The organism is Pseudomonas alloputida (genome assembly GCF_021283545.2).
Lineage (GTDB): Bacteria > Pseudomonadota > Gammaproteobacteria > Pseudomonadales > Pseudomonadaceae > Aquipseudomonas > Aquipseudomonas alloputida.
The window spans coordinates 3,238,417-3,256,993 of the sequence record NZ_CP128540.1 but is presented as its reverse complement, the minus strand read 5'-3'; the positions used below and the strand labels follow the sequence as shown (position 1 = coordinate 3,256,993).

Below are 18,577 nucleotides of genomic sequence, written 5' to 3'. Positions count from 1 at the left end.
ATGGCAACGGTGATCGGGGTGGTGGTAATCGGCCGCAATGAAGGCCAGCGCCTCGAGCGCTGCCTTGTTTCGCTGGCGCACGGGGCCGACAAAGTCATGTACGTCGACTCGGGTTCCACCGATGGTTCGCTGCAGTTGGCCGCCAACCTTGGCGTGGCAGTACTGGCGCTGGACATGAGTATCCCGTTCACCGCCGCACGCGCCCGCAATGAAGGTTTTGCCGCCTTGCAGCGCCTGTTGCCATCGATGCAGCTGGTACAGTTCGTCGATGGCGACTGCGAGGTGAATGCCAGCTGGCTGGCCACGGCGCAGGCTTTTCTTGAGCAGCACCCCGCCGTGGCAGTGGTGTGTGGTCGCCGGCGTGAGCGCTTCCCGCAGCGTTCGGTGTACAACTTGCTGTGCGACCTGGAGTGGGATACCCCGGTCGGTGAGGCCAAGGCCTGTGGCGGCGATGCGCTGATGCGGGCAGACGCCTTTGCTGCCGTGGGTGGCTTCCGTCCTGACCTGATCGCCGGAGAAGAGCCGGAACTGTGCGTGCGTTTGCGGGCCCGCGGCTGGAAAGTCTGGCGACTGGCTGCCGAGATGACCCTGCACGATGCCGGCATGACGCGTTTCAGCCAATGGTGGCGGCGTAGCCTGCGCGCTGGGCATGCCTATGCCGAGGGCGCCTACCTGCATGGCCAGCCACCCGAGCGGCATTGGCTGCGTGAGTCACGTCGGGCCTGGTTGTGGGGCCTGGGCATACCTTTGGTGATCGCGCTGGCCTGCCTGCTGCTGGGCGGCTGGGGCCTGCTGTTGCTGTTGATCTACCCACTGCAGGCGGTGCGCCTGGCGCGCCGCGGCGGCAAGTGGACGCGCGAGAACTGGCTGCAGGCCGTGTTCCTGGTGTTGGGCAAGTTCCCGGAAATGCTCGGCCAACTGAAGTTCCTGCGCCACCGCCTTGCGGCTGGCAAATCGGCTTTGATCGAGTACAAGTGAGAGAAACCCATGATGCTCGGCACCCTCGTGAAAAGCGTGTTTACCTTGCAACCGGGTTACTCGTTGCGGGCGATGCACAACAAGTACAAGTTGGCACGGCAGATCGCCAGGCAGTGGCCTGAGCTGAACGGATTCATGCAGCGCATGACGGCGGCGCTGGGGCCGCATGGTCTGCAGCGGCTGGGTGTGGATTGTATCGGTGTCGTGCAATGGCCTTACATCAGCCGATGCTGGGAGGCGCCACAGCGTCTGGAGGTGGTGGCTACGCACTTTGAACGGGTGGCTGGGCAGTTCCCGGCGTTGCTGTTGCTGGGGCGCGACGAAAACCTGAGGCTGTGTGACCTGTCCAGCCACTCGCCGGGCTGTTGCCTGGTGCTGGACCGGCCAATCTGGTTCAAGCGCGAAGGCGAGCTGGTGCTGAACCTGTTCCAGGCCGACCTGCGTGTGGCATCCCTTGCCTTCACCCTGGGCCGCAGCCAGGGTGAAACCTGCCTGTTCATTGGTGCGGTGCAGGGCATCCACAAAGGTATCGACAGCGAAACCTCGCTGGCCATCTACCGTGACCTGACCAAGGACTTCGAAGGGCTGCGGCCACGCAGCCTGTTGCTCGAAGCGTTGAAATGCCTGGGCAGAACCTTGGGTGTGACACAGCTGTATGCCGTCAGCGACGCCTGCCGGCACCATCGCCATCCCTATTTTGGCAGCGACAAGGGCCAGGACCTGGCGGCCAACTACGACGTGATCTGGCAAGAACACGGTGCCACAGCGTCTGACCGTGAGGATTTTTTCAGCCTGCCATTAGCGCCGGCGCAACGGGCGGAAACTGACATCCCGGCCAAGAAACGGGCGATGTACCGCCGCCGCCAGGCATTGCTCGACGATGTTTTCACCCGTTTGCAGGCAGCATTGCCAAGCAGCAATCACAACCTTGGACTACAAGGAAAACAGGGGGATGCATTTGCTGTGAGTGCATCGGCAGTAGACGGACCGCCCGTAGTCGACAGCCTGAAGTGAAGGTTGCCAGGGAAGGTTGGTCATCAAGCGGGTTTGGATCTGGATTCGTATGCGCATTGCTTACTTCATCAATCAGTACCCGAAAGTCAGCCACAGTTTCATCCGTCGCGAAATACTGGCGCTGGAGCGCCAAGGGGTTGAGGTGCAACGTATAGCCCTGCGTGGGTGGGACGCCGAAGTGCAGGATGCCGAGGACGCAAGCGAACGGGGCAAGACCCGCTACGTATTGCAAGGTGGGCTCAAGGGGTTGTTGGCACCGACGTGGCAGGTACTGCGTACGCAGCCGCGGCGGTTTTTCCAGGCGCTGTGGCTGGCCATGCGCCTCGGCTTGCGGGCCGACCGTGCCTGGCCCTACCACCTGGTCTACCTGGCCGAGGCCTGCCAGGTGCTGCAGTGGTTGCAGGCAGGGGAGGCGACACATGTGCACGCGCATTTCGGCACCAACTCTACTGAAGTGGTCATGCTGGCCAACGCCCTGGGCGGGCCGGCATACAGCTTTACCGTGCACGGCCCTGAAGAATTCGACAAACCACAGTTCCTGCACTTGGGTGAGAAAGTACGGCGCGCCGCCTTTGTCGCGGCGGTGAGCTCGTACGGGCGCAGCCAGTTGTACCGTTGGGTGGCGCCCGAGCAGTGGGGCAAGGTGAAGGTGGTGCATTGCGGCCTGGAGCGTGGGTTTCATGAGGTGGCGCCGGTCAATGTGCCGCCGGCACCAAGGCTGGTGTGTGTCGGGCGACTGTGCGAACAGAAGGGCCAGCTGCTGTTGCTGGAAGCGGCGCGCTGTCTCGCTGCCCAGTCGATCGCCTTCGAGCTGGTGCTGGCGGGTGACGGTGAAATGCGCGAGCAGATCGAGGCCTTGATTGCCCGGCACGGCTTGCAGCAGCAAGTGCGTATCACTGGCTGGATCAGCAGTGCGCAGGTACGCGAGGAAATCCTGGCCGCCCGTGCGCTGGTGCTACCCAGCTTCGCCGAGGGCTTGCCCGTGGTCATCATGGAGGCCATGGCCTTGCGCCGGCCCGTGCTGACCACCTATGTAGCGGGTATCCCCGAGCTGGTGCGGCCTGGCGAAAACGGCTGGCTGTTCCCAGCCGGTGCCGTGGACGAGTTGGCAACAGCCATGGCCGACTGCCTGGCGCAACCGGCCGAGGTACTGCAGCGCATGGGCGAGGTGGCCTACCAGCGTGCCGTGCAACGGCATGACATCGATACCGAGGCGGCCAGGCTGGCCGACTATTTCAAGGCATACGCATGATAAGTGTATTGGGTTGGTTACTGGGCCTGTTGGCGATCATCGTCCTGGTACCGGTGTCGGTGCTGTTGCTGCAAGTGTTGCTGGCTTGCCTGCCGGCGCGGTCCAGGCCCAAGGGCATTGGCGAGCGCCCGCGAGTGGCGGTGTTGGTGCCCGCCCACGATGAGGCGCTGGTCATTCGTGCGATGCTGGCCAGCGTTACGCCGCAACTGCTGGACGGCGACCGCTTGCTGGTCGTGGCAGACAACTGTTCGGATGACACGGCCCGGTTGGCACGCGCGTCCGGTGCCGAAGTGGTAGAGCGCCACGATACGCGCTTGCGCGGCAAAGGTTACGCATTGGATTTCGGCGTGCGCCACCTGGCTCAGCGGCCGCCCGAGGTGGTCATCGTGGTGGATGCCGACTGCCAGGTGGGCGAGGGGGCGATCGACTGCCTGGCGCGCCGCTGCCACGCACTTGCCCGCCCGGTACAGTCGCTGTATCTGATGCGTGCACCGGCAGGTGCTGGGTTGAGGGTGCAGGTTGCCGAGTTTGCCTGGCGGGTCAAGAACCTGGTGCGGCCACGTGGCTGGGCGCGCCTGGGCCTGCCATGCCAACTGATGGGCGCGGGCATGGCGTTCGGCTGGCACGATCTGAGTCTGATCAACCTGGCCAATGGTCATCTGGTCGAGGATGTGAAGCTGGGCCTGGACCTTTGCCAGCAGGGCAAACCGCCTGCTTTCTGCCCCGAGGCACTGGTCACTAGCCAGTTCCCACTTAGCCAGCAGGGCCTCAACAGCCAACGTACCCGCTGGGAGCACGGCCATCTGGGCTTGATGCTTGCCGACGCACCCAAGCGGGCGATGGCTGCCATCACCCAGCGTAACGCTAGCCTGGCGGCCTTGACCCTGGACTTGCTGGTGCCGCCCCTGGCGTTGCTGGTACTGACCTTGCTCGGGCTTAACCTGGTGACCTGGCTGGCGTACCTGCTGTTCGGCCTGGCGGCGCCCGCGTGGCTCGCCTTTGCCGGTTTGGCCTTGCTGGCCTTTGCCGTGGTGTTGGCCTGGGCGCGCTTCTGCCGTGAAGTGATACCGTTCTCGGTGCTGCTGTACGCGCCGTTTTACGCGGCCAGGAAAATTCCCTTGTACCTGAGTTTCCTGATCAAGCGCCAGGTTGAATGGGTGCGTTCAAAACGGGATGACGACTGATGGCTCAGTGGCAGAATCGCTGGAAGCGTGTGATCGACCAGCTGGCAGTGATCGCTGATGACGCCGCCGTGCAGCACCTGCTCGATCGCCTGGCCACACCGGATACGGCCACCGTGCTGGGCTTCGTCAACGCCCATGCGATGAACCTGGTGGTGCGCGATGGTGGCTACAGCCAGGCGCTGTCGGCCGCAGATGTACTGCTGCGCGATGGTGCCGGCATGGCGATCCTGTATCGCTGCCTGGGCCTGGAACCCGGGCTCAACATGAACGGCACAGACTTCATTCCCAGGCTCATGGCTGCTTACCGAGGGCGCAAGGTCGCCTTCTGGGGCACCCGGCAACCCTACCTGGACCAGGCTGTGCAGCGCTGTAAAGCCGAATTCGGCATTGTGCCAGTGTCGGTTCACGATGGCTTCGCCAGCCTGCAAACCTATCTGCAGTTGGCCCGCGTCCAGCAACCCGAGCTGATCGTGCTGGGCATGGGCATGCCCAAGCAGGAAGCGGTGGCAGCGGCGTTGGCAGCCACTGGCGGGCCATGCCTGATCGTGTGCGGTGGGGCGATCCTGGACTTTCTCGGCGGCAAGGTCAGCCGTGCCCCCGAATGGCTGCGGCGTTTGGGGGGCGAGTGGCTGTACCGCCTGCTGCGCGAGCCCAAGCGCCTGTTCATGCGTTATGTGGTGGGCAATCCGCTATTCCTGTTGCGTACCCTGTTGTACCGGCGGGCGGCGGTTTCGGCCAGGCGGGCCCTATGAATCGGCCAAAAATCGCAAAAGCGGTGATCCCGGGTACGCCAGCGCCGGGTGGCTGCTACAGTGATATCAATCGCTTGAGGGCGCCACGAGCCTGCTGCACGGTTTTTGCTTAAGTCGGTTTTCAAGACTTGCTGTTTGATGGAAGGCACTTGCTACGCTCATCTTGATGAGGTCTGAAATGGTTTTCGAACCCAGAAGCAGTCGTTCCTTACTCCAGAGAAGAAGCAGTGTCAGTAACGCCATCCAGGCCGGCCTCGATGGTATTGCCGTCACCGGTATTGCCTGGTACCTGATCTACGACCAGTTCGGCTATATCACATCCGATTACGTGATCATGCTGCTGCTGCTGATTGGCGCACTGGCAGTCATTTATGATCATTACGCGATCTACCGCACCAACGTCGGGCTTTCGATCAAGGCGTTCCGCCTGTTCAAGGCCTGGTCGGCAACCTTTTGTTTCCTGGTGGTCATGGCTTTCCTGACCAAGCAGAGCGAGACCTATTCGCGGTTGCTGATGGGGCAGTTGTTCGTCATTGGTTATTTCGCGCAATTGTTCTTGCACTTTGCCGTGCGTGAACTGCAAAAACGCTTTACCGCCCACGCGCGTCTGGATAATGCCCTTATCATCGGCAACGGTGACCTGGCCAACTTCCTCTATCAGAAAATCAGCAACAACCCGTGGTTTGGCGAGCGGGTGCTGGGGTGCGTGGTGCTTGACAAGGGCGATGAGCAAGGGCCGGAAAGTGCCGAAGGCAAGCAGCGCCTGCCGGTGCTGGGGCATATTGGCGACCTCGACGAGCTGGTGGCCCGGCATGGCATTCGTACGGTGTACCTGGTGACGCCGCTGGGGGGCTCCGAAGTCATCAACGATGTGTACTTCAAATTGCTCGACAAGTGCATTGCGGTCAATTGGGTGCCCGACATCTTCTCGTTACGCCTGATCAACCATAGCGTGCGTGAAATTGCCGGCATTCCGGTGCTGACCTTGTCGGAAACACCCTTGACGGGCATGAGCCTGTTCTTGAAAAACCTTGAAGACCGGGTGCTGGCCGCGTTGATTTTGCTGTTTGCATCACCCGTATTGCTGGCTGTTGCGCTGGCCATCAAGATCGATAGCCGCGGCCCGGTGTTCTTCCGCCAGGAACGTACCGGCTGGACAGGAGAATCGTTCCGCATCTGGAAGTTTCGCAGCATGCATGTTCACCAACCGGAAGCAGGTGTGGTCAAGCAGGCGCAGAAGAACGACCCAAGGTTGACCCGGGTCGGCGCCTTTATCCGGCGGACAAGCCTTGATGAACTGCCACAACTGTTCAATGTGCTGACCGGGGAAATGTCCCTGGTAGGGCCGCGGCCACATGCCTTGCAACATGACACTTTGTATTCGCAGGATATCGTTGACTACTTTGCCCGCCACAATATCAAGCCCGGCATGACAGGTTTGGCGCAGGTGCGCGGGTTCAGGGGGGAGACCAAGGATATCGAGCAAATGATCCAGCGAGTCGACTCGGACATCGAGTACATCAACAACTGGTCGTTGTGGCTGGACTTCGTGATCCTGGTGCGCACGCTTAATGCCTTCACCGGTAAGCAGGCTTATTGAGCGAAGCGCTCCTGCTTCAAGCGCGCCCAGCTGGTTATTCCTTGTTCAACGGATGCAACACCCTGAACCCCCGCGCTTCTTCCACCAGCCAGTCATGCACCGCCCGCGCACCTGGCTGGTTCAAGCCGCCTGGCGGGTAATGCACCACATAACGCTTGTGGTTGGCGATCGGTACACCAAACGGCACGATCAGTGCCCCGCGTTCCAGTTCATCATTGAGCAGCGTGCGGCGGGCAATCGCCACGCCGATACCGGCAATAGCCGCCTCGATGGTCAGGTGGTTGCGGTTGAAGGTGTGACCGCGCCGCACATCCAGGCCGGCGGCGCCGATGCCTTCCAGGTAGAACTCCCACTCGGCATATTCCGAACTGCCACGCCAGGCGGTGATGTCATGCAGCAGCGGGTAGTGCGCCAGGTCAGCGGGGCCATGCAGCGGCGGGCGCCCGCGCAGCAGGGCAGGTGAGCACACCGGGAAGATCTGCTCGTCCAGCAGCGGCGTCGAGAGCATGCCTGGGTAACTGCCATCGTTCAGGTCGATGGCAAGGTCGAAGTCGCCCGGCGTCAGCGCCTGGGCACTGTCCTCAGCCACCAGGCGCAACTCGATGTCCGGGTAACGTTGTTGAAAACGCGGCAAGCGCGGCGTGAGCCATTTGGCCAGGAACGACGGGATCGAACGCACACGCAATGTGCCGCGGATTTCCCCCGCGTCCAGCCGCAGCAGCTCGGCTTCGATACTGCCGTAGGCCTCGGCCACCGTCTGGGCCAGGCGTTGCCCCTCGGCGCTCAGCTCCACGCCGCGCGCCCGGCGCAGGAACAGCCGGTAGCCCAGGCGCTCTTCCAGTTGGCGCATCTGCTGGCTGACCGCGCCCGGGGTGATGTGCAGCTCTTCGGCACAGCGGGTGAAGGACAGGTGCCGGGCTGCGCAGGCAAATACATGCAGCCAGACGAACATCTGACCATTGAGTTGTCGTCGCATCGTTTAGTACCACTAAAGGCTTGCTTAGGAAGTTTCGTTGGTCATCCGTGAGCCAGCGCGGCAGTATCGCGCAAAATCGCAATAACACTCAATTTCTTCAGACAACCCTACCCTGGATGCATGTCAGGGCAGGGTCAGGCATTAGCATGGCTATCAGTGTTTTCGACCTTTTCAAAATTGGCATCGGGCCGTCCAGTTCCCATACCGTCGGCCCGATGCGCGCGGCGGCCACCTTTGCCCAGGCTTTGCGTGAGCAGGGGCTGCTGGCCCAGGTAACGCGCGTGCAAGTGCGGCTGTATGGCTCGCTGTCGGCCACTGGGGTTGGCCATGCCACCGACCGCGCGTGCCTGCTAGGCTTGATGGGCCAGTGGCCGGACTGTATCGACCCGTCCACGATCGAATCGCGCATCGGCCAGGTCCTGCAAGAGCACTGCCTGATGCTCGACGGCAGCCATCCGCTGGCCTTCGACTACGGCCGTGACATGCTGCTGCTCGACGAGAGCCTGCCTTATCACCCCAATGCCATGAGCCTGGAAGCCATGGACGGGCAGCGCAGCCTGTTGAGCCAGACCTATTTTTCGGTGGGCGGCGGCTTCATCGTCGAGCAAGCCGAGATCGATGCGCCGGCAAGCGAAATGAATGCCGTGATGCTGCCTTATGAGTTCGACAGTGGTGCGCAACTGCTGGTGTTGTGCAAGGCCCACAACCTGAGCGTGGCGCAACTGATGATGGCCAACGAATGCGCCTGGCGCCCGGAGGCCGAGGTGCGCGAAGGCTTGTTGCGCATCTGGGCGGCCATGCGTGAGTGCGTGGCGAACGGCCTGCGCAACGAGGGCATCCTGCCGGGCGGCTTGCACGTCAAGCGCCGCGCCGCGCGGTTGCATCGCAGCCTGCAGGAGCTGGGCAAGCCCAACGTGATCGGCTCGACCCTTGGTGCCATGGAGTGGGTCAACCTGTTCGCCTTGGCGGTCAATGAAGAAAATGCTGCCGGTGGGCGTATGGTTACCGCGCCCACCAACGGGGCAGCCGGCATTATCCCGGCGGTGTTGCACTACTACATGAAGTTCAACCCCAATGCCTGCGATGCTGATGTGGTGGACTTCCTGCTTGGCGCAGCGGCGGTTGGCATCCTGTGCAAAAAGAACGCCTCGATTTCCGGTGCCGAGGTGGGTTGTCAGGGGGAGGTGGGCTCGGCCTGTTCGATGGCTGCTGCCGGCCTGGCGCAGGTACTGGGCGCTACGCCGCCCCAGCTTGAAAACGCCGCCGAAATTGCCCTGGAGCACAACCTTGGGCTGACCTGCGACCCGGTGGGCGGCCTGGTGCAGGTGCCGTGCATCGAGCGCAATGCGATTGCTGCGGTCAAGGCGATCAACGCTGTGCAGATGGCGCTGCGGGGGGATGGCGAGCACTTCATCTCGCTCGATCGGGTGATCCGCACCATGCGTGATACTGGCGCGGACATGCATGCCAATTACAAGGAAACCTCGCGCGGCGGTTTGGCGGTCGCTTTTGTCGAGTGCTGATGTTTAACGCGGTCAATTGGAGCGGCCTTGTGTCTCGATGGGCCGCTCCTTCACCAGGTTGCGTTGACCTGCTGGGTCAGCGCTGACTCAGCGGCCTTTCTGCTTCGCTGCCAGGAAGCTCGCACGCATGTCCTTGGCCCAGCCATCGAGCACCGGCTTGACGTCATTCAAGGTCAGCTTCTGGGTATCGTTCTCCAGCTCCTGGCCCGCGCCCTTGCGGACCACCTGGGCCAGTACCTTCTGGCTGGAGCCGTCCAGGAACGCTGCCTCCACACCGACATCCACGTCCTGGTCACGGCCACCCATGGCGGTATTCACACCTGCCGCGATAAGCGCGATAGGGATCACCTCGTAAGGCCTGAGGCCCTCGTTACTGGTGGACACTGCCGTGATCGCCGGGCGCACCACGATCACGCCCGGGCCAGGCCCCTTGGCCAACGGCATCACGCTGGCCATTTCGCGGCGCAGGGCCTCGTTGAAGTAGCGGGTGATTTCCTGCAGCGTCTGCTGCGAGATAACCGCTGTTGGCTGCGGCTTGGGGTAGAACTGGCTTGGCTCGACGAACACCTTGCTGTACTGGTTGATATTGACCTTGGGGTCGATCCAGCGCATCACCGGGTCACCCGACGGGCTCTTGGCTTCTTGCAGCCGGCTGTAGTCTTTGAGGAAGCCGGAGTAATCCTTGGGGTCCACGCGGTTGCTGGAGCAGGCGGCCACGGCAAGCAGCGCGGCGCACAACAGGGTAATGCGAGGCAATGATTTCATGATGAAAAGGCATCCGTGAGAGGTCGGCCTCAACAACGCTAGCAGGTGCGAGGCAGTTGGCCAGTGGACGGGGTAATCCTCTTTGAAAAGAACACAGTGCGTGGCTCGCCCTGAGGGGCGCTGCAAACGTTGCTGCCCACTCAACCCAGGGCCTCACGCAAGCGGTACCACAACATGCCCAGTGCCAGCAGGGGTGAGCGCAGGGCCTTGCCGCCAGGGAAGGTCAGGTGCGGCACGGCGCTGAACACATCCAGGCCGTGGCTGTGGCCGAGGGCGATGCTTTCGGCCAGCAGTTTCGCCGTCCAGTGCGTCACGTTCAGCCCGTGCCCGGAATAGCCCTGGGCGTAATACACGTTAGGGTGCTGGTTCAGGCGCCCGACCTGAGGGAAACGGTTGGCGGTGATGCCGATCATGCCACCCCACTGGTAGTCGATGCGCACGTTGGCCAGTTGCGGGAATACTTTCAGCACCTTGGGCCGCATATAGGCAGCGATGTCCTTGGGGTGTCGTCCAGAATAGTGGCAGGCGCCGCCGAACAGCAGGCGGCGGTCTGCGGTGAGGCGGTAGTAGTCCAGGCCGACCTTCTGGTCGCACAGCGCCATGTTCTGCGGGATCAGGCTGCTGGCCAGCGCTTCGGGCAAGGGTTCGGTGGCCACCACATAGCTGCCGGCCGGCAGTACCTTGCCGCTCAGGCGCGGTTCCAGTTCATCCAGGTGAGCGTTGCAGCCCAGCACCAGGCTGCTTGCGCGCACCTTGCCGCGCGCCGTGTGCAGCGTCAACCTGGGCCCGTGCTCAATGCGCAGCACCGGGCTTTGTTCGAAAATGCGCACGCCCAGGCTGTGGGCCGCGCGGGCTTCGCCCTGCACCAGATCCAGCGGGTGCAGGTGGCCCGAGCCCATGTCGACCAGGCCGCCAGCGTACTGGTCGCTGGCGACGATTTCGTTCAACTGCCCGGCGCTGACCAGGCGTGTTTCATGGCGATAGCCCAGGGCGGCCAGGTCGTCCTGTTCCTCCTTGAAGGCGGCGAACTGCGCCGCGGTGTTGGCCAGTTCGCAGAAGCCCCAGCGCAGATCGCAGGCAATGCCGTAGCGGGCGATGCGCTCGGCCACCAGTTCCACTGAGTCGATGCCGGCCTGCTTCAGGTAGCGCACACCGTCCTGGCCGACATGCCGGGCAAAGCCGCTGACATCATGGCCAATACCGCGAATCAGCTGGCCGCCGTTGCGCCCACTGGCGCCCCAGCCGATGCGTCGGGCTTCCAGCAGCACCACCGAGAGGCCGCGCTCGGCCAGCTCCAGGGCTGTATTGACCCCAGTCAGTCCGCCGCCGATCACGCATACGTCGGCCGTCAGTTCGCTGTCCAGGCTGGGGTAGGGTGCCGCGTCGCGCGCTGTGGCGGCGTAGTACGAGGCGGTGTGTTGGGTATTGAAAGACATGAGCGTTCTCGACTCAGCGGTTGGACTTGATCTTGCTCCAGGAGCGGGTCATGACGCGCATGATTTTCGGGCTCGGGGTGCTGGAGATGTACAGCTTGTCCAGCACCTCCTGGGGTGGGTAGATCTCGGGGTTGTTCACCAGCGATGCATCCATGTAGGCCTTGGCGTCCGGGTTGGCGTTGGCATAGCCGACCGTGGCGCTGACCTTGGCAATCACTTTGGGGTCGAGCAGGTAGTTGATGAACGCCAGGGCCTGCTCGGGGTTGTTGGCGTCCTTGGGGATGGCCAGCAGGTCGAACCACAGGTTGCTGCCTTCCTTGGGAATGCTGTAGGCGACCTTCACGCCGTTTTTCGCCTCTACGGCGCGGTTGGCAGCCTGGAACACGTCGCCGGAGTAGCCGAACGCGATGCAGACATCACCGTTCGCCAGGTCAGAGACGTACTTGGAGGAGTGGAAGTAGGTGATGTAGGGGCGCAGTTCGAGCAGGCGGGCCTCGGCCTTGGCGTAGTCGCCCGGTTTTTCGCTGCGCGGGTCCATGCCCAGGTAGTTGAGCACGGCCGGGAACAGCTCGTCGGGCGAGTCCATGAATGCCACGCCGCACTGCTTGAGCTTTTTCAGGTTTTCGGGCTCGAACAGCACCGCCCACGAGTCGATATGGTCCACACCCAGTGCCGCCTTGACCTTGTCGACGTTGTAGCCGATGCCATTGGTGCCCCACAGGTAAGGCACGGCGTACTGGTTGCCGGGGTCGTTCTGTTCAAGTTGCTTGAGCAGTTTGGGGTCCAGGTGCTGCCAGTTCGGAAGCTTGCTGCGGTCCAATGGCAGGAAGGCGCCGGCCTGGGCCTGGCGGGCGAGGAAGTGGTTGGACGGTACCACCACGTCATAACCCGTACGCCCGGCCAACAGCTTGCCTTCAAGGGTTTCGTTGGAGTCGAACACGTCATAGACCACCTTGATTCCGCTGCTGGCCTGGAAGTCGGCCAGGGTGGTGTCACCGATGTAGTCGGTCCAGTTGTACACACTGACCGTGGGCGCGGCCTGGGTGGTGGTGGCGAACAGCAGGGTGAATGCAGCGGGGATCAGGGCTTGCAGATGACGCATGGGAACACCTCGTTGGTCTTGTTCTTCGAGTTCGGAGCAGGCTTGCCTGTGCATGGGGTGCAAAGCACCCCCGCGGTGGATCAGACACTCAGCATCAGGAATTCACGCTCCCATGAGCTGATGACGCGCTTGTAGTTCTCGTGCTCGGCGCGCTTGACCGCCACGTAGCCCTGGACGAACTGCTTGCCCAGGTACTGCTGCACGGTTTCGCAGTCCTCCATGTGCTGCAGCGCATCCTCGATGGTGATCGGCAGGCGCAGGTTGCGGCGTTCATAGGCGCGGCCCTGCACCGGTGCGCTAGGGTCGATCTGCTCGACCATGCCCAGGTAGCCGCACAGCAGGCTGGCAGCGATGGCCAGGTACGGGTTGGCATCGGCGCCCGGCAGGCGGTTTTCCACCCGCATCGCCTCAGGGCTGGAGGTGGGCACGCGCAGGCCGGCCGTGCGGTTTTCTTCGCCCCACTCGACGTTGACCGGTGCCGAGGTATCCGGCAGGAAGCGGCGGAACGAGTTGACGTTGGGCGCGAACATCGGCAGCAGCTTGGGGATGTACTTCTGCAAGCCGCCGATGTGATGCAAAAACAGCTGGCTCATGCTGCCGTCTTCGTTGGCAAAGATCGGTTTGCCAGTGGCGATGTCGACCACGCTCTGGTGCAGGTGCATGGCACTGCCGGGTTCATCGGTGATCGGCTTGGCCATGAACGTGGCGGCCACGTTGTGCTTGAGCGCGGCCTCGCGCATGGTGCGCTTGAACACGGTGATCTGGTCGGCCAGGTCCAGCGCGTCGCCGTGGCGGAAGTTGATCTCCATCTGCGCCGGGCCGTCTTCGTGGATCAGCGTATCCAGGTCCAAGCCCTGGATCTCGCACCAGTCGTAGACGTCTTCGAACAGTGGGTCGAATTCGTTGGCGGCGTCGATCGAGAACGACTGGCGGCCACTTTCAGCACGGCCGGAACGCCCCAGTGGTACCTGCAGTGGCAAATCCGGGTCTTCGCAGCGCTTGGTCAGGTAGAACTCCATCTCGGGCGCGACGATCGGCTGCCAGCCCTTGTCGGCGTACAGCTTGAGCACCTTTTTCAGGACGTTGCGTGGCGAAAGCTCGATAGGGTTGCCTTGCTTGTCGAAGGTGTCGTGGATCACGATCGCGGTTGGCTCGATCGCCCACGGGATCTGGTAAACGGCGGTGGGATCGGGGCGGCAGACCATGTCGATGTCGGCGGCGTCGAGCAGGTTGTAATAGATGTCATCGTCGACGTAGTCGCCGGTGACTGTCTGCAGCAGCACGCTTTCTGGCAGACGCATGCCTCGCTCATGGAGGAACTTGGCGGTAGGCGCAATCTTGCCGCGGGCGATGCCGGTCAAGTCGCTGATCACGCATTCGACTTCGGTGATCCGGTGTTCTTTCAGCCAGGTGGACAGCTGATCGAAGGGGGCGTTCATACAGACCTCTTGGTTGGGTTTTAGTGGGGGAGCGTGGGCGCTTGCGAAAACCGTTGGACAGTTGCGAAGGCGTTACGCTTCCCAGGTGACGCGCTGCAGACTATCTTGGTCGCAGCCCCCCGGGGCGATCTATCCACTTTCTTCAGTATCGAATGCACCAAAAGAGTGCATACAGGACGATGTGTGACAACCGCCAATGCGTTGAAGGTCCAGGCTTTCCACACCACTGACGTCACCGAGCAAGTGCGCGCCACCCCTGGCTGGCAGCAGCAGTACCGGCAGATGTCGCCCGGGTACTTCAGCGGTGAGCTGCGGTGTCTGGGGTTGGATGGTGTGGAGGTGTACGAAGAGCGCCTGAACACCCGGGTGGAGCAATTCTTTCGCGCGCCAAGCGGCTCGCTGGCGTTTTGCTTCGACCGCAGCGAGAACAGCCTGTACCTGCTGAACGAACAAAGCCGCAATATCTGGATCACGCCGGAGAACTACCAGGAGGTGGCGGTCGTGTTCGACCAGGCCTTTCTGGCCCGCCATGGCCTGGACCCGCAGCGCCTGGAAGGGTTGTTCATGGTGCCACTGGGCAGCGGCCAGAATGCGCTGTTCGGCAGCTGGCTCAGCGCCACCTTGACCCGGTTGGGCGAGGAGGGTTGCCCGTTGCAAGGGCAGGCCCTGGCTGAGCAGCTGCTGGAGGACTGCCTGTTCATTCTCGACAACGCCAGCCAGCGTTTGCAGGGCGTGGCCCTGGGGCGGCGGGACGAGGAAAGGGCGATCATGCACCGGGTCAGCGAATGGGCGGCCGACTGCCCGGAAGAGACGCTGAACCTGCTTGAGCTGGCAGACGTGGCTGGGGTTTCCCTGCGCCAGTTGCAGCAGGCGTTCAAGGCGTTTACCGGCATGCCGCCGGCGCACTGGCTGCGCCTGCGCCGGCTCAACGGTGCGCGGCGTGATCTGTTGCGCGGTGGCGGCGTGACCGTGGCTGAGGTGGCGATGCGCTGGTCGTTCTGGCATTTAGGAAGGTTTTCAGAGAGTTACCGGCAGTTGTTCAAGGAGTTTCCCAGTGAAACATTGAAGCGCTGCAGGGTTTGAGGCGGCCAGCCCAGGCAACACTGAACCCAGCATTCCACGCCAAAAGTTGCTATCGTGCCGCCCTGATTTCACCCGAGGTGCCGATGTTCTACCTGCCTTTGCCCAGCGACCAGGCCGACCGCCTCGCCAGCGCGGCCGTTACCGAGTTCTTCACCACCGCCAGTGTTGTCGATGCCGCTACCGTTCTGTTCGTGCAAAACCTGCCACGCCAGCCTGCCACCGCCTCGGCCGACGCGCAGGAGCGTCGTTTCGCCGAAATCGTGCGCATCGCCAACGAAGTCGAAGGTGTCGCCCCCGGGCGCTTCCAGGCCCAGGTAGCACAGCAATTCGATCGCGAAGCGTTCGCCATGGGCCTGGGCATGCTGGGCGAAAACGGCATTGCACTGCTGTCGGCCGAAGTGCAGTACCAGGCGGACGAATGGCTGGATGACGAAGGCCAGTGGAACTTCCAGTTCGCCGACCGCTACCGCCAACGGGCCACGCCGCTGCACCCGGTGTACCTGCCGTCGCTGGCCAGTGACTTGATGCTCAGCGACCAGCAGAACCGCCTGCTGCGCGAATTCCTCAGTGGCATCGACGAGTCTGTGGCTGTGCAAGGTTTCGCCGGCACCGGCAAGACCTTCCTGATTCACCAGTTCGCCCGGCTGCTGGAGCCACAGCGCACCTTGCTGCTGGCCTTGACTGAAGGCCAGTTGCGCGCGCTGCAGGCGCGGGTCAAGGACGCTGCCGCCTATACCGCGCTGACCTTCGGCCAACTGGCTGACGAGCTGCTCAACCGTGACCTCACCAGCAACGGCTGGCGATTGCGCGATCCGTACCGCACCAAGCTGTCCTGGCGCCCCCAGGAAGCGCAAGTGGTGCGCTGGCTGTCCATCCCAGATATCGGCCCGCTCGCAGCGCGTGATGTGGTTGCCTTGTGTATCCGCGCCGTGCGCACGTTCTGCCACAGTGCCGATACCCAGCTTCAGCTGCACCACTTGCCCTGGGCCGGGCCTGGCACCTCGCCGCTGGATCAGGAGGTGCTGCTGGAAAAGGCACGCCTGTACTGGCAAGAGCTGATTCGCCCGTCGGCGCGGGACATTCAGCTGCCGGTGCGTGACTACCACCGGGTCAAGCTGCTGTCGCTGACCGAGCATGTGATCGACAGCCGTTACACTCATGTCATCGTCGACGAAGCCCACGAGCTGTCGGCACCGATGCTGGCGGTACTCGATCGCAGTCCGCAGTCGATCATTACCCTGGGTGACGAACTGCAAAACCTCAACGGCCTCAGCCCGCACCATGGCAGCTTCATCCGGCAACGCTGCATCGACCATTCACTGCGCGCCGGGCCGGCAATGGACAATGTGCTCAACCCGTTGATCCAGGCGCACCCGGCCACGATCCAGGCGGCCTTCAGTGGCAGCGCCGAGCACTACACCCGGGTCAGCTTCTTCGATACGGTGATGGTGCCGGAACAGCCCACGGCGCTTATCGTCGATGATGAATGGGGCCTGTTTGGCTGGTTCCAGCGCCTCACGCATCAGGGGGTGCCGTTCTTGTTGCTGAAAAGCGCTCGCAAGGACTTTGAACTGTTCGTCGAGGACTGCATCGAGCTGTACCGCTACGGCACCCGGCCGCGCCACCCGATGCTGTTCCGCTATGCCAGCTGGCAGGCGCTGGAACAGGACAAGGGCGATGACAAAGCGTTCGTCGCCGTGGCCAACATGCTGCGCAAAGGCTACACGCCGGAGCACTTTGCCAAAGCCAAGAGCCGTTACCGCTGGGACAAGGCGCCGAAGCTGTTCCTGGGGCGAGTACGGGATGTGAAGAACATGGAGTTTGCCCGGGTGATGGTGTCGCCGGAGCTGATGGTGGCGCCACAGGTGGCGGGTAACCGCAATGAACGGGCGCGTATGCTGGCGGGGTTGTATACCGCCTGTTCGCGGGCGCGGCATGAATTGATCGTGCCGGGGGGGATGCTGGACTGGGTCAAGGACCAGGTTCGGGATTGAAGCAGCTGGGGCCGCAAAGCAGCCCCAGGGTCATGAATCAGTTACGGTCCAGCCACACGGTCTGGGCATTGGTGAACTCGCGCACACCAAAGTGCGACAGCTCACGGCCGAAACCACTCTTCTTCACGCCACCAAACGCCACGCGGGGGTCCGAAGCGCAGTAGCCGTTGATGAACACGCCACCGGTATCCAGTGCGGCGGTCATGCGTTCGGCCAGCGCATAGTCGGCTGTGTAGATGGTCGAGGCCAGGCCAAACTCGCTGTCGTTGGCCAGTTCCACGGCATGGTCGGCATCGCGTGCAGTGATGATCGCCGCTACCGGGCCGAACAGCTCCTGCTTGAACGCGGTCATGTCCGGGGTGACATTGGCGAACACGGTCGGCGCGTAGAAGTTGGCCACGCCTTCGACCTTGTTGCCGCCCAGCAGCAACGTGGCGCCTTCGGCCAGCGTCGCCTGAACCTGGCCATCCAACTCGTCGCGCAGGTCATAGCGGGCCATCGGGCCGATATAGGTGTCGTCCTCCAGCGGGTTGCCGACTTTCAACTGGCGAGTGGCTTCAACGAACTTGTGGGTGAACGCGTCGACGATGCTGGCTTCCACGATCAGGCGCTTGGCGGCGGCGCACACCTGGCCGGTGTTCTGGTAGCGGCCTATCACCGCGGCCTGGACGGCGGCATCCAGGTCGGCATCGGCCAGCACGATGAAGGGATCGGAGCCTCCCAGCTCCAACACGCACTTCTTCAGCGCGGCGCCGGCCTGTGCACCAATCGCCATGCCGGCACGCACGCTGCCGGTCAGGGTCACGGCGGCGATGCGCGGATCGTTGATGGCGCGGGTGACGCCATCCGGGGTCACGTTCAGCACTTCGAACACGCCTTCCGGCAGGCCGGCATCCTTGAACAGCTCAGCCATCAGGTAGGCGCTGCCCATTACGTTCGGTGCGTGCTTGAGCACGTAGGTGTTACCCGCCAGAATCGTCGGCACGGCGCCGCGCAGCACCTGCCAGACCGGGAAGTTCCACGGCATCACGGCCAGGATCGGGCCCAGCGGGCGGTATTCGATACGGGCTTTTTCGACCTGGGTCGGCTCGGCGGCGAGCATGGCCGGGCCGTGCTCGGCGTACCAGCGGCAAAGGCCTACACACTTGCTGACTTCACCGCGAGCCTGGGCGATCGGCTTGCCAATTTCGCGGCTGATCATGTGCGCGAAAGCTTCATCCTTGGCTTCGAGGGTGTCGGCCAGGGCCAGCAGGTACTCGCTGCGCTGACCCAGCGACACCTGGCGCCACTGGCGGTAGCCAACCTTGGCGCGTTGCAGCGCCGCTTCCAGTGCGGCGTCGGTGTCGAACGGGTAGGTGCCGATCTGCTCGCCGCTGTACGGGTCGAGGGAGATGGCGTGGGTCAGGCTGCTGATCGCGCTCATGGCGGGACACTCTCGATGTTGTTAATCAGTGAGGCCAGACTAGTGGGCTATGGCTT

General features: G+C 62.9%; 15 protein-coding genes. 9 read left to right on the top strand and 6 right to left on the bottom strand.

Annotated features, from left to right (window positions below; genetic code table 11):
• The 6 genes from LU682_RS14845 (at position 1) to LU682_RS14820 (ending at position 6,780) form a co-directional block, all read left to right on the top strand.
• Positions 1-978 (top strand): glycosyltransferase family 2 protein, encoded by a 978-nt coding sequence (locus tag LU682_RS14845; protein ID WP_010954026.1) that lies wholly within the window; start codon positions 1-3, stop codon positions 976-978.
• A gap of 9 nt (positions 979-987) precedes the next feature.
• Positions 988-1,992 carry a VirK/YbjX family protein gene (locus tag LU682_RS14840; protein ID WP_049587811.1) on the top strand — a complete coding sequence of 335 codons (1,005 nt, stop codon included), beginning with the start codon at positions 988-990 and terminating at the stop codon, positions 1,990-1,992.
• Positions 1,993-2,041: 49 nt separating this feature from the next.
• Positions 2,042-3,244, top strand: a complete 1,203-nt coding sequence (locus tag LU682_RS14835; RefSeq protein WP_010954028.1) for a glycosyltransferase — start codon at positions 2,042-2,044, stop codon at positions 3,242-3,244.
• On the top strand, positions 3,241-4,428 hold the full coding sequence (locus LU682_RS14830; RefSeq protein ID WP_010954029.1) for a glycosyltransferase family 2 protein: 1,188 nt from the start codon (positions 3,241-3,243) through the stop codon (positions 4,426-4,428). The genes LU682_RS14835 and LU682_RS14830 overlap by 4 nt, the downstream gene beginning before the upstream one ends.
• Positions 4,428-5,180, top strand: coding sequence for a WecB/TagA/CpsF family glycosyltransferase (locus tag LU682_RS14825; RefSeq protein ID WP_010954030.1), 753 nt, complete (start codon positions 4,428-4,430; stop codon positions 5,178-5,180). Before LU682_RS14830 ends, LU682_RS14825 begins: the two co-directional genes overlap by 1 nt.
• Positions 5,181-5,358: 178 nt before the next feature.
• Positions 5,359-6,780, top strand: coding sequence for an undecaprenyl-phosphate glucose phosphotransferase (locus tag LU682_RS14820; protein WP_010954031.1), 1,422 nt, complete (start codon positions 5,359-5,361; stop codon positions 6,778-6,780).
• Positions 6,781-6,814: 34 nt separating this feature from the next.
• Here the strand turns inward: LU682_RS14820 and LU682_RS14815 are convergent, their stop codons facing one another.
• Complete coding sequence (locus LU682_RS14815) at positions 6,815-7,756, bottom strand: LysR substrate-binding domain-containing protein (RefSeq protein ID WP_010954032.1); 942 nt, start codon at positions 7,754-7,756, stop codon at positions 6,815-6,817.
• 146 nt (positions 7,757-7,902) lie between these two features.
• Here LU682_RS14815 and LU682_RS14810 point away from each other — a divergent pair, with 146 nt between their 5' ends.
• Positions 7,903-9,279, top strand: a complete 1,377-nt coding sequence (locus LU682_RS14810) for an L-serine ammonia-lyase (RefSeq protein WP_010954033.1) — start codon at positions 7,903-7,905, stop codon at positions 9,277-9,279.
• Between the two features lie 87 nt (positions 9,280-9,366).
• On the opposite strand, the gene LU682_RS14805 is transcribed toward LU682_RS14810, so the two are convergent.
• The 4 genes from LU682_RS14805 to LU682_RS14790 all read right to left on the bottom strand — a co-directional run bounded on the left by LU682_RS14805 (position 9,367) and on the right by LU682_RS14790 (position 14,021).
• Positions 9,367-10,044 carry a DUF3313 domain-containing protein gene (locus LU682_RS14805; RefSeq protein WP_049587809.1) on the bottom strand — a complete coding sequence of 226 codons (678 nt, stop codon included), beginning with the start codon at positions 10,042-10,044 and terminating at the stop codon, positions 9,367-9,369.
• Positions 10,045-10,184: 140 nt separating this feature from the next.
• On the bottom strand, positions 10,185-11,480 hold the full coding sequence (locus tag LU682_RS14800; RefSeq protein WP_010954035.1) for an NAD(P)/FAD-dependent oxidoreductase: 1,296 nt from the start codon (positions 11,478-11,480) through the stop codon (positions 10,185-10,187).
• 13 nt (positions 11,481-11,493) lie between these two features.
• Positions 11,494-12,582 (bottom strand): polyamine ABC transporter substrate-binding protein, encoded by a 1,089-nt coding sequence (locus tag LU682_RS14795; RefSeq protein WP_010954036.1) that lies wholly within the window; start codon positions 12,580-12,582, stop codon positions 11,494-11,496.
• An 80-nt stretch (positions 12,583-12,662) separates the two neighbouring features.
• Entirely contained in the window at positions 12,663-14,021 is a 1,359-nt protein-coding gene (locus LU682_RS14790) for a glutamine synthetase family protein (protein ID WP_010954037.1), read from the bottom strand.
• 183 nt (positions 14,022-14,204) lie between these two features.
• Between LU682_RS14790 and LU682_RS14785 the strand changes: the two genes are divergently transcribed.
• Complete coding sequence (locus tag LU682_RS14785; protein ID WP_049587807.1) at positions 14,205-15,104, top strand: helix-turn-helix domain-containing protein; 900 nt, start codon at positions 14,205-14,207, stop codon at positions 15,102-15,104.
• A gap of 83 nt (positions 15,105-15,187) precedes the next feature.
• Entirely contained in the window at positions 15,188-17,098 is a 1,911-nt protein-coding gene (locus LU682_RS14780; RefSeq protein WP_049587821.1) for a DEAD/DEAH box helicase, read from the top strand.
• A 37-nt stretch (positions 17,099-17,135) separates the two neighbouring features.
• On the opposite strand, the gene LU682_RS14775 is transcribed toward LU682_RS14780, so the two are convergent.
• A complete protein-coding gene (locus tag LU682_RS14775; RefSeq protein ID WP_232857474.1) occupies positions 17,136-18,521 on the bottom strand; it encodes an aldehyde dehydrogenase family protein in 1,386 nt (461 codons plus the stop codon).
• Positions 18,522-18,577 lie beyond the last annotated feature (56 nt).

Coding starts and splice junctions, on each gene's coding strand:
- LU682_RS14845 (WP_010954026.1), top strand. CDS start 1: ATGGCAACGGTGATCGGGGTGGTGGTAATCGGCCGCAATGAAGGCCAG.
- LU682_RS14815 (WP_010954032.1), bottom strand. CDS start 7,756: ATGCGACGACAACTCAATGGTCAGATGTTCGTCTGGCTGCATGTATTT.
- LU682_RS14840 (WP_049587811.1), top strand. CDS start 988: ATGATGCTCGGCACCCTCGTGAAAAGCGTGTTTACCTTGCAACCGGGT.
- LU682_RS14835 (WP_010954028.1), top strand. CDS start 2,042: ATGCGCATTGCTTACTTCATCAATCAGTACCCGAAAGTCAGCCACAGT.
- LU682_RS14780 (WP_049587821.1), top strand. CDS start 15,188: ATGTTCTACCTGCCTTTGCCCAGCGACCAGGCCGACCGCCTCGCCAGC.
- LU682_RS14790 (WP_010954037.1), bottom strand. CDS start 14,021: ATGAACGCCCCCTTCGATCAGCTGTCCACCTGGCTGAAAGAACACCGG.
- LU682_RS14825 (WP_010954030.1), top strand. CDS start 4,428: ATGGCTCAGTGGCAGAATCGCTGGAAGCGTGTGATCGACCAGCTGGCA.
- LU682_RS14775 (WP_232857474.1), bottom strand. CDS start 18,521: ATGAGCGCGATCAGCAGCCTGACCCACGCCATCTCCCTCGACCCGTAC.
- LU682_RS14810 (WP_010954033.1), top strand. CDS start 7,903: ATGGCTATCAGTGTTTTCGACCTTTTCAAAATTGGCATCGGGCCGTCC.
- LU682_RS14795 (WP_010954036.1), bottom strand. CDS start 12,582: ATGCGTCATCTGCAAGCCCTGATCCCCGCTGCATTCACCCTGCTGTTC.
- LU682_RS14805 (WP_049587809.1), bottom strand. CDS start 10,044: ATGAAATCATTGCCTCGCATTACCCTGTTGTGCGCCGCGCTGCTTGCC.
- LU682_RS14800 (WP_010954035.1), bottom strand. CDS start 11,480: ATGTCTTTCAATACCCAACACACCGCCTCGTACTACGCCGCCACAGCG.
- LU682_RS14820 (WP_010954031.1), top strand. CDS start 5,359: ATGGTTTTCGAACCCAGAAGCAGTCGTTCCTTACTCCAGAGAAGAAGC.
- LU682_RS14830 (WP_010954029.1), top strand. CDS start 3,241: ATGATAAGTGTATTGGGTTGGTTACTGGGCCTGTTGGCGATCATCGTC.